The organism is Mesorhizobium sp. M7D.F.Ca.US.004.01.2.1 (genome assembly GCF_003997785.1).
Taxonomy (GTDB): Bacteria; Pseudomonadota; Alphaproteobacteria; order Rhizobiales; family Rhizobiaceae; genus Mesorhizobium; species Mesorhizobium loti.
On the sequence record NZ_RZRQ01000724.1, the window covers coordinates 1 to 734 of the forward strand.

At 65.0% G+C, this 734-nt stretch carries 1 pseudogene; it reads right to left on the reverse strand.

Annotation, left to right across the window (positions count from 1 at the left end):
- Positions 1 to 730, reverse strand: a pseudogene (locus tag EN993_RS36445) (type I secretion system permease/ATPase); the annotation flags it as partial.
- Positions 731 to 734: the final 4 nt, after the last annotated feature.

Genomic DNA, 734 nt, shown 5'->3' on the forward strand with positions numbered 1-734 from the left:
GCCATGCGCCGGCGCCCAGTATTGCCAGCTGCAGCATCATGCGCAGCGCCCGCGACGCCGCGCTGAAGATCGCGTTGGCGCTCGATGAACGGTCATGCAGGGTGAGCGCTTCCGCGACGTGCCTGCCCCACACCTCGGCGGCGGCCCGCACCATGCCCATGGCGCGCAGCGTTTCGGCATTGCGGGCAAAGGCCTGCTCCGCCTGGCTCGCGGCGGCCGAGCGTTCCGCCGACAGGGCATCGTTCCTGCCAATGGCAAGCTGATTGGCCACGACCAGAAGAAACAAAAGCACCGCGCCGGCGAGCGTCAGCCAGAACAGAACAGGATGGATGAGATAGAGCAGGGCGAGAAAGACAGGAGCAAAGGGCAGGTCGAACAGCACCGCCACGCCGCGCGACCTGATGAAGGCGCAGACCGAGGCCAGGTCGCGCAGCGGCGACAGGCCGCCGCCGGCATATTTGGCGCCAAGCGAGACGGCGAATGTCGTCGCCCCCAGTTTCTGATCGACCGTAGCGGCGACGCGCTGCGTGTAAATGGCGCGGACTGCGTCCAGCAAGCCGAGGAAGGCGAGCGCGACAACCGCCATGGCCGACAAATAAAGCAGCGTCTCGATGCTGGAGGATGGCAGCACGCGATCATACACCTGCAGCAGATAGAGCGGGATCACCAAAAGCAGGATGTTGATCAGCAGCGAGAAGACGCCGATATCGGCAATGGCGCGCATGAACACCGAC